This is a genomic window from Streptomyces swartbergensis, assembly GCF_002148965.1.
Classification (GTDB): Bacteria; Actinomycetota; Actinomycetes; order Streptomycetales; family Streptomycetaceae; genus Streptomyces; species Streptomyces swartbergensis.
The window spans coordinates 1-2,903 of record NZ_NGFN01000580.1; the positions used below are offsets into that span (position 1 = coordinate 1).

Below are 2,903 nucleotides of genomic sequence, written 5' to 3' on the forward strand. Positions count from 1 at the left end.
GCCCGGCGGAGCGGGGTGCCGCTTCGTTGGGACGGGTGCCGCCCTTAGCGGCACGCATGCCCGCAGCTGAGTCCGACAGTGCGTCGGCATCGGGGGGTTTTGGGCGGGCGTAGCGTAGGTGGCATGACGACGTACGGATCTTTTCCCGGTACGCGGCCGCGGCGGTTGCGGAGCAATCCCGTCATGCGTCGGATGGTCGCCGAGACCCGGTTGCACCCTGCCGATCTCATTCTTCCGGCCTTCGTGCGCGAGGGCGTCAGCGAGCCGGTGCCGATCGGGGCCATGCCGGGGGTCGTGCAGCACACCCGGGACAGTCTGAAGAAGGCCGCCGCGGAGGCCGTCGCGGCGGGGATCTCCGGGATCATGCTGTTCGGCGTGCCGGAGGAGTCGAAGAAGGACGCCCTCGGGACGCCGGGGACCGACCCGGACGGGATTCTCCAGGTCGCCCTCCGGGACGTGCGATCGGAAGTCGGTGACGACCTGCTCGTCATGTCCGATCTGTGTCTCGACGAGACCATCGATCACGGGCACTGCGGGGTGCTGGACGACCAGGGGCGGGTCGACAACGACGCGACCCTGGAGCGGTACGCCGAGATGGCCCAGGTGCAGGCCGATGCCGGGGCCCATGTGGTCGGCCCCAGCGGGATGATGGACGGGCAGATCGGCGTCGTCCGGGACGCCCTCGACCAGATCGGGCGGGAGGATGTCGCCATCCTCGCCTACACCGCCAAGTACGCCTCCGCCTTCTACGGGCCCTTCCGGGAGGCCGTCGGCTCGTCCCTCAAGGGCGACCGGAAGACCTACCAGCAGGATCCCGCGAACGTGCGTGAGTCCATGCGGGAACTCGCCCTCGATCTCGAGGAGGGCGCCGACATGGTCATGGTCAAGCCCGCGGGGCCCTACCTGGACATCCTCGCCCGGGTCGCGGACGCCGTGGACGTGCCCGTCGCCGCCTACCAGATCTCCGGTGAGTACTCGATGATCGAGGCCGCTGCCGAGAAGGGCTGGATCGACCGGGACCGCGCGATCATGGAGAGCCTGACCGGTATCCGGCGGGCGGGCGCCCGGAGCATCCTCACCTACTGGGCCACCGAAGTGGCCCAGCAGCTCAGGGATCAGTAGGACAGGGCCTGCTCCATGTCGTGCAGCCAGTAGGTGACGGTCAGCGAGCTGTCGTAGTACACGCCCTCGTCGGGCAGCTTCGGGAGCGCTGAGGGGCCGCCGCTGCTGTGCGGCGTGCGGCCCTGGAAGCCGACCGTGAGCCTGCGGCCGTTGGTGCCGCCGGAGCCGCTGCCGTCGGCCGCCGACAGCATGACGCCCGCGTAGCCGGACTCGCCGGGTGCCAGGGTCGTCACGGCCTGCGGCTTGGACTCCTCGATCGGCTGCGGGACCCACTGCATCTCGTCGAAGCGCAGCACCGGGTAGTAGGTGAGATCGCACGTCTTCGAGCCGGTGTTCTTCACCGTGATCAGCATGTGGTTGAGGGGGCGGGGGACCCGCTTGGCCGTGACAGTGGTGTTGGCGCCGTTGCAGGAGACACGGGCGGCGGGGGCGGCGGCCGTTCCGGGCTTCGTGCCTTTCGCGTTTGCGCCTTTCGCGTTTGTGCCCTTCGTCTTCGCGGCCTTCGTGGCGTTCGTGGCGGTCGCGTTCGTGGCCGTGTCGGCAGCCGTGTTGCCCGCCTTGTCGGGGGCCGCGTCGGTGGGCGCGGTGTTCGCCGTCGCCGTCAGCTGCGGCTTGGCCGCGCCCTCGTCCTGCGTGCCCGTGCCGTCCTGGCACGCCGTGAGAGCGAGGGTGGCCAGGAGGGCGACGGGGAGAGCGTGGTACTTGCGCATGGGTGGTTCCCTTTCGGACAAACGTTGGTGGCAAGAAGACCTGAGCGAGCCGCTCTACCGGTCGGCCGGGAGCGGCGTGCTTGGATGACCAGAGCTTGTGCGGTGATCCGTCCCGGCCGCCACAGCCGGCGGACGATCCGGGACACTGGAACGCCCGCACAGGCTTTGACCAGGGGAAACGACCCTCCCCTGGGACGGGGGAACGGGACATGGGGGATGGAGGAACGGTGTCGGAAGGCACGGCCGCGGCGGACTTCGCCGCGTTACTGGTGGAGTTGAAGGAGCGGTCCGGGCTGAGCTACGGGGTGCTCGCCAAGCGGCTCCACATGAGTACGTCGACGCTGCACCGGTACTGCAACGGGGATGGCGTACCCACCGACTACGCGCCTGTGGAGAGACTCGCCCGGCTGTGCAAGGCGTCGCCCGACGAGCTTGTCGAGCTGCATCGGCGGTGGGTGCTGGCGGATGCCGGTCGAGGGCGTAAGGGGGCCGTTGCCGCTCCGGCCGCGGAGGCCGGGTCCGGGGAGACGGCCTCTGCGGAGACCGTGTCCGCGGAGACGGTGTCCGCGGTGGAGGCTTCTTCGGAAGCAGGCCTTCAGGAGGAGTCGGGCGAGGGCGTATCCGAGGAGTCGGGCGGAGGCGTGTCCCAGGAGTCGGGCGGAGGCGTGTCCCAGGCGTCGGGCGAGGACGCCTGCGAAGAGGCGGGCGAGGTGGTCTCAGGGGGGCCGGTGGACCGCCGCCGGCGTCGTCCGCGTCCCGCCCTGCTCGCCGCTGCCGCCGTGGCCGTCGTCCTGGCCGGGGTCGGGCTCGCCGTGGCCGTTCCCTACGGCGGGGCGGACGACGACGGGCGTCGTGGTTCGGCGGCGGTCTCCGACGGGCACCGGCAGCAGCCGGACGGCGGCCCGGCCGCATCGGTGTCGCCCTCGGGCAGTGCCTCCCCCGGCGACGGCACGAAGAAGGGCGGCGGAAAGGACGCCGCCTCCGCGGCACCCAGTTCATCCGCCTCTGCCACCGGCACCGGTTCCGGCACCGGCGCGGGCGCCGACCGCCCCGGACGCGACAGCGCCGCCC

3 protein-coding genes are annotated in these 2,903 nt (G+C 71.2%); 2 read left to right on the plus strand and 1 reads right to left on the minus strand.

The genetic code is table 11. The annotated features are described in order from the left end of the window. Nucleotides 1–123 precede the first annotated feature (123 nt). Nucleotides 124–1,122, plus strand: coding sequence for a porphobilinogen synthase (hemB, locus tag CA983_RS42305; protein WP_086605943.1), 999 nt, complete (start codon nucleotides 124–126; stop codon nucleotides 1,120–1,122). On the opposite strand, the gene CA983_RS42310 is transcribed toward hemB, so the two are convergent. Beyond that, a complete protein-coding gene (locus tag CA983_RS42310; RefSeq protein WP_086605944.1) occupies nucleotides 1,116–1,832 on the minus strand; it encodes a DUF4232 domain-containing protein in 717 nt (238 codons plus the stop codon). The two genes, hemB and CA983_RS42310, sit on opposite strands and share 7 nt — an antisense overlap. A gap of 227 nt (nucleotides 1,833–2,059) precedes the next feature. Between CA983_RS42310 and CA983_RS42315 the strand changes: the two genes are divergently transcribed. After that, on the plus strand, nucleotides 2,060–2,903 hold an 844-nt coding region (locus CA983_RS42315), incomplete at its 3' end, for a helix-turn-helix domain-containing protein (RefSeq protein ID WP_143645773.1).